Annotated in this window: 3 protein-coding genes; all 3 read right to left on the bottom strand. The window is 69.0% G+C overall.

The features are described 5' to 3' along the window. Positions 1 to 134: 134 nt before the first annotated feature. The 3 genes from FFS09_RS27710 to FFS09_RS27700 are packed head-to-tail and all read right to left on the bottom strand — an operon-like array spanning position 135 to position 6,147. Positions 135 to 3,281: an efflux RND transporter permease subunit gene (locus tag FFS09_RS27710; protein ID WP_137922129.1), complete on the bottom strand. Its 3,147-nt coding sequence runs from the start codon at positions 3,279 to 3,281 to the stop codon at positions 135 to 137. Beyond that, entirely contained in the window at positions 3,278 to 4,876 is a 1,599-nt protein-coding gene (locus FFS09_RS27705) for an efflux RND transporter periplasmic adaptor subunit (protein ID WP_137922128.1), read from the bottom strand. Before FFS09_RS27705 ends, FFS09_RS27710 begins: the two co-directional genes overlap by 4 nt. After that, positions 4,873 to 6,147: a TolC family protein gene (locus FFS09_RS27700; protein ID WP_137922127.1), complete on the bottom strand. Its 1,275-nt coding sequence runs from the start codon at positions 6,145 to 6,147 to the stop codon at positions 4,873 to 4,875. Before FFS09_RS27700 ends, FFS09_RS27705 begins: the two co-directional genes overlap by 4 nt. Between the last annotated feature and the right edge of the window lie 62 nt (positions 6,148 to 6,209).

The following is a 6,209-nucleotide window of genomic DNA, read 5'->3' as shown; positions in this document are numbered from 1 at the left end:
TGCTGCCTTTGGCTCAGTCGGGTTTCAAACGCACTCCATGCCAAAAGCGGTCACTCTTCAGCGTCTTCTGGACGGCTGCTTGCGGACAAAGCTGTCGTAAAAGGCGATCCGTTGCATTGAGATTTCTGGGTGGGTCAAGTTGACTCCTGAACCTTGGAGGGTATGCGCGGTCGTCGCATCAATCGGTAAACCACCGGCACCACCAACAAGGAGAGCAACGGCGCGCTGATCATCCCGCCGATCATTGGGGCGGCAATGCGCTGCATCACCTCGCTGCCCGTGCCCATGCCCCAGAACAGCGGCAGCAACCCGGCCACGATGGTGGCCACCGTCATGGCCTTGGGCCGCACCCGCAACACCGCGCCTTCGCGGATCGCCTCCAGCAGCGAAGACTCATCGGTGCGCCCGGCGTCCAGCCGCTCCTGCCAGGCCTGCTTGAGGTAGATCAGCATGATCACGCCGAACTCGGCCGCCACACCGGCCAGCGCAATGAAGCCCACCACACTGGCCACCGACAGGTTGTGCCCGAGCAGCCAGAGGAACCACACCCCACCCACCAGCGCGAACGGCAGCGTGGCCATGATAAGCAAGGCTTCGTCGAAGCGGCGGAAGATCAAATAGAGGAGCACGAAGATGATCAGCAGCGTGACTGGCACCACCAGCTTCAGCTTGGCCGTGGCGCGCTCCAGAAACTCGAACTGCCCCGACCACGACACCGAGTACCCCGCGGGCAGCACCACCCGCTCGGTCACCGCGCGCTGCATGTCCAGCACCGCGCCGCGCAGGTCGCGCCCGCGGATGTCCACGTACACAAAGCCGGCCAGGCGCGCGTTTTCGCTGCGCAGCATGGGTGGGCCTTCGGTGATCCGCAGGTCGGCCACGTCGGACAACACAAGCCGTTGACCGCCCGGAGCGACGATGGGCAGCGCGCGCAGCTCGGGCAATGAGTCGCGCAGTTCGCGCGGGTAGCGCAGGTTGATCGGGAAACGCTGCAGGCCCTCCACCGTCTCGCCGATGTTCATGCCACCCACACCGCCGGCCACGATGTCCTGAACATCGGCGATGTTCAACCCGTAGCGCGCGGCGTCCGCGCGGCGGATGTCCACGTCGATGTAACGCCCACCCGTCAACCGCTCGGCCAGTGCGCTGCTGACGCCGGGCACATCTTTCACTGCCTTCTCGATTTCGCCGGTCAAGCGGTCGATGGTGGTGAGGTCGGGTCCAGCCACCTTCACGCCCACGGGGCTCTTGATGCCGGTGGCCAGCATGTCGATGCGGTTGCGGATGGGTGGCACCCAGATGTTGGAGAGGCCCGGCACGCGCACGGTGCGGTCGAGCTCTTCGATCAGCGCCTCGGGCGTGAGGCCGGCGCGCCACTCGTCGCGCGGCTTGAACTGGATCGTGGTCTCGAACATCTCCAGCGGCGCCGGGTCGGTGGCGGTCTCGGCACGCCCGGCCTTGCCGTACACGCTCTGCACCTCGGGAATGGTCTTGATCAGGCGGTCGGTCTGCTGCAGCAGCTCGGCCGCCTTGGCCGCCGAGAGGCCAGGCAGCGCGGTGGGCATGTAGAGCAGATCGCCTTCGTCCAGCGGCGGCATGAATTCGCTGCCCAACTGGCGCAGCGGCCAGAGGCTGGCCACCAGCACCAGCGCCGCGACCCCCAGCGTGAGCTTCGGCGCCTTGAGCACGGCATCCAGCACCGGGCGGTACAGCGCGATGAGCGCGCGGTTCAGCGGGTTGGCGGTCTCGGCCGGGATGCGCCCGCGAATCAAATAGCCCATGAGCACCGGGATCAGCGTGACCGCCAAGCCGGCAGAGGCCGCCATGGCGTAGGTCTTGGTGAAGGCCAGCGGTGCAAACAACCGGCCTTCCTGCGCCTCCAGCGTGAACACCGGGATGAAGCTCAACGTGATGATGAGCAGCGAGAAGAACAGCGCCGGCCCGACCTCGGCCGCGGCGTCGCCGATCACGCGCCAGCGCGGCTCGCCTTGCAGCGTTTCGCCGGGGTGGTGGTGCGCCCAGCGCTCCAGGTGCTTGTGGGCGTTTTCGATCATCACGATGGCTGCGTCCACCATGGCGCCGATGGCAATCGCGATGCCGCCCAGCGACATCACGTTGGCGTTGATGCCCTGCTGCTGCATCACGATGAACGCCATCAGCACACCCAGCGGCAGCGAGATGCTGGCCACCAGCGCGCTGCGCAGGTGGAACAGAAAGGCCAGGCACACCAGCGCCACCACGATGAATTCCTCCAGCAACTTTTCACCGAGGTTCTTCACCGCGCGCTCGATCAGGCCCGAGCGGTCGTACACCGGCACGATCTCCACACCGGCGGGCAGGCTGCGCTGCAGCTCGGCCAGCCGCGTCTTCACCGCTTCGATGGTCTGCAGCGCGTTCTTGCCCGAGCGCATCACCACCACACCGCCCACGGCCTCGCCCTCGCCATTGAGCTCACCGATGCCGCGCCGCATCTCGGGCCCGGTCTGCACCCGCGCCACGTCGCCCAGGCGCACCGACACACCGCTGGCGCTGGTGATCAGGGGGATGGCGCGAAAGTCGTCCAGCGTCTTCAGGTAGCCACTGGCGCGCACCGCGTACTCGGCCTCGCCCAGCTCCAGCACCGAGCCCCCGGCCTCCTGGTTGCCCCGCGCCACCGCCTCGGCCACCATGGCCTGCGTCACGCGGTAGGCGGCCATCTTGTCGGGGTCGAGCACGATCTGGTACTGCTTGACCATGCCGCCCACGCTGGCGACCTCGGCCACGTCCGGCACGGTCTTGAGCTCGAAGCGCACGAACCAGTCCTGCAGGGCGCGCAGTTGCGCCACGTCCTGCCCACCGGTGCGGTCGACCAGCGCGTACTGGTAGATCCAGCCCACGCCCGTGGCGTCGGGTCCAATGGATGAGGAGGCGCCGCGCGGCAGGCGCGCCTGCACCTGGTTGAGGTACTCCAGCACGCGCGAGCGCGCCCAGTACGGGTCCACCGCGTCTTCAAACAACACGTACACGAAGCTGTCGCCGAACATCGAGAAGCCGCGCACCGCGCGGGCCCCCGGCACCGAGAGCATGGTGGTCGTCAGCGGGTAGGTGACCTGGTTTTCCACGATCTGCGGCGCCTGCCCGGGCCAGGTGGTGCGGATGATGACCTGCGTGTCGGAGAGGTCGGGCAAAGCGTCCAGCGGCGTGCGCTGCAGGGCCACCACGCCCCAGGCGCTGAGCAGCGCGGTGGCCAGCAGCACGAGAAAGCGGTTCGCGATGCTCCAGCGGATCAGCCCGGCGATCATTGGCGCGGCTCCGGTGCCACGCGCTGCAGGCTGGTGATGCGCGGTACATCGCCGTCCTGCATTTCAAACTCGATCTGCAGGCGGTCGCCGGCTTCCAGGTCGCGGGGCTGCTGCGCGCGCGGTGGCAGTTTGAAGTCCATCTGCATTTGCGGCCATTTCAGCGCGGGGATGGGCGGGTGCGTGAGCGTGACGGTGTCACCGCTGAGCGCATCGATCACCGCGTCGGTGGTGTAGCGCTGAGCCTTTGGTACCGGCTCCTGGTTGAGCCGCGCCTCCAGCCCGCGCAGGCTGGCCTCGGAATCGATCAGGAACTGCCCCGAGCGCACCACGCGCTGGCCCACTTGCAGCCCCGCGCTGATCTCGGTCTGGCCCACCGCCTCCAGGCCAGCAGTCACCTCCACCGGGCGAAAGCGCCCACCCTCCTCGGCCACCATCACCACGCTGCGCCGCCCGGTGTAAATCACCGCGTCGCTGGGCACCAGCAAGGTAGCCGCGGCCTTCGGGCGGTCCAACCGCATGCTCACCAGCATGCCCGGCACCAGCCGCCCCTGCGGGTTGGCCAGCTCGACCCGCGCGCGGATGGTGCGCGTGACCGCGTCCACCTCGGGCAGCAGCGCCTGCACCCGGCCCTCGAAGGTCTGACCCGGCGCGCCGGGGCTGGTGGTGCGCACCCGCGCGCCCGGTTGCAGCAGCGCGGCCTGGCTTTCGGGCACAGCCCCCTCGGCCCACACGGTGCGCGTGCCCTGCAGGCGCATCAGCGTCATGCCCGGCATCGCGGTGGCGCCCTCGCGCACCATGAGCTCGCTCACGATGCCGGCGATGGGCGCGGTGAGCGTGAAGCGCGGCTGCACCACGCCCGAGCTCACCACGCGCTGGATGTGCGCAGGGCTCATGCCGGCCTGGCGCATGCGCTGGCGCGCGGCGTCCTGCAGTGCATCGGTGCCCGGGCCGCTCAGCCGCGCCAGCGCCAGGTATTCCTCCTGCGCGGCCACCCAGTCGGGCACGTACAGCTCGGCCAGTGGCGCACCGGCCGCCACGCGGTCGAGCGCAGCCTTCACATGCAGCTTCTCCACAAAGCCCATGGCGCGCGAACTCAGCACCACCTGCTCGCGCTCGTTCCAGGCCACGTTGCCCACCGCCGTCACCTCCGACACCAGTGAGCCCTCCACCACCAGCGCGGTGCGCAGGCCCAGGTTCTGCTGGATGCGCGGGCTCACGGTGACGCTGCCGGCGTCCGCCGCATCGCTGCCGGCGTAGCGCGGCACCAGCATCATGTCCATGAAGGGCGATTTGGCCGGTGCCTCGAAATTCCTGCCCGGCACCATGGGGTCGTGGTAATTCAGGATGCGCCGACCCGTGGCCGGATCCACATCCCCCGCCTTGAGCGATTCGCGGATGTGCCGGCGCGTGGCTTCTTCGCCCTGCGGGATGGTCCACAGCGATGGGTCGTCGCTGGCGGGCGTGACGGAAGCCGACTGCGTGGCTGGTGCCGTGTGGCCCATGCCCTGCTGCATGCCCAGCCACCAGGCGCCACCGCCCACCGCAACGAGCGCGGCCACGGCGGCCAGCGCGATGAAGGACGTTGTCTTGTTCATGGCTTCTCTCCAGTCGAGCTGTCGGGGATGAGGTATTCGAGTTGAGCCCACAGGCCAGAGGTTTCACGCTCCAGCGCCAGGCGTTCGAGCGCGAGGTTCAGTGCGTCGCGTCGCGCCTGCAGCACCGGGCCCAGGCCTTCGCGCCCACCCCGGTACGCAGCCAGCGCGGCGTCCACGCGCTGCGCGGCCAGCGGCTGGCGCTGGGCGTCCAGAAAGGCCAGGCGGTCCAGCGCGGCGCGCCATTGCTGTTGCCAGCGCTGCACCTGCAGCAGCCGCTCGCGGGTCTGCTCTTCGCGCTCGGCCTCCAGTTCGTTCACACGCGCCAGGCGCGCGGCGAGTTCGCGTTGCTGGCGCTGCGGCCGGTCCCACTGCAGCGGCACTGAAACGCCGATCGACACCATGTTGGAAAACTGAGAGCCGCGCTGGCTGAACATGATCTCGGCGCTCCAGTCGGGCTTGAGGTCCTGGCGGGCCACTTCGGCCTCGGCGCGGGCCACGGCTTCGCGAGCCTGCAGCGCAACGAGATCGGGCAGGTTGCGCAATGGGTCCGCTTCACCCACCGCTGCGGTGATCTGCCGCATGGGCGGTGGATCGGCCAGCGGCTGGTCCGGCGGCCCACCGGTGAAGCGCGCCAGCGTGAGGCGGGCGTTGGCGCGCTCGGCCTGCGCGCCGATCAGGCCTTGCTCCAGCTGGGCCAGCGCCTCGCGCGCGCTGAAGGCATCGGCCGTGGAGCCTCGCCCACCCCGCAGGGCTGCCTCGGTTGTCTGCACTAGCACGCGCTCCTCGGTGATCTGCGCCTGCAGCAACCCAATGCGTTGCTCTTGCATGCGCCGCTCCAGCCAGGCCTGCGCCGCTTCGGTCTGCAGCACGGCTACACGCTGTGCTCGTTCGCTCAACGCCACGTCGGCCTCGCGCTCGAATCGCTCACCCCGGGCGCGGCGCTTGTCCGCGTTGGGCAGGGTCTGCATGAGCGCGATGGAGCGCATGGTCATGAAATCGCGTGTGGTGCTGAAGCGCTCAGGTCCGTCCACCGGCAGGTTGTCCAGCGACAGGCGCAGCACTGGGTCGGGCCGCTGCGCTGCCGCCACCGCCATCTCGCGTGCGCCTTGCGCGGCGGCGGTTGATGCGTCGAGGCTGCGCGAGTGGGCCAGGGCTGCGCTCACCGCAGCGCTCAGGCTCAGGGGTTCATCGGCGGCAGCGGGTGTGACCAGCACAAGCAGGCCAGCGAGGGCCAGCACGGCGCGTGCAAGAAAAAGCGAAGGGTGTTCCATGTCTGAGCTCCGGAGCAGGCACGCCCGGGCTCAAAAGCCCTGACAGCGCGCGACAGCAGCGC

This window comes from Hydrogenophaga sp. 2FB, assembly GCF_005503365.1.
Lineage (GTDB): Bacteria > Pseudomonadota > Gammaproteobacteria > Burkholderiales > Burkholderiaceae_C > Hydrogenophaga.
The sequence above is the reverse complement of the archived record's forward strand: the minus strand, read 5'-3'. Positions and strand labels throughout refer to the sequence as shown.

Excerpts from the sequence above, each read along its gene's own strand:
- FFS09_RS27710 (WP_137922129.1), bottom strand. The coding sequence starts at position 3,281 with ATGATCGCCGGGCTGATCCGCTGGAGCATCGCGAACCGCTTTCTCGTG.
- FFS09_RS27700 (WP_137922127.1), bottom strand. The coding sequence starts at position 6,147 with ATGGAACACCCTTCGCTTTTTCTTGCACGCGCCGTGCTGGCCCTCGCT.
- FFS09_RS27705 (WP_137922128.1), bottom strand. The coding sequence starts at position 4,876 with ATGAACAAGACAACGTCCTTCATCGCGCTGGCCGCCGTGGCCGCGCTC.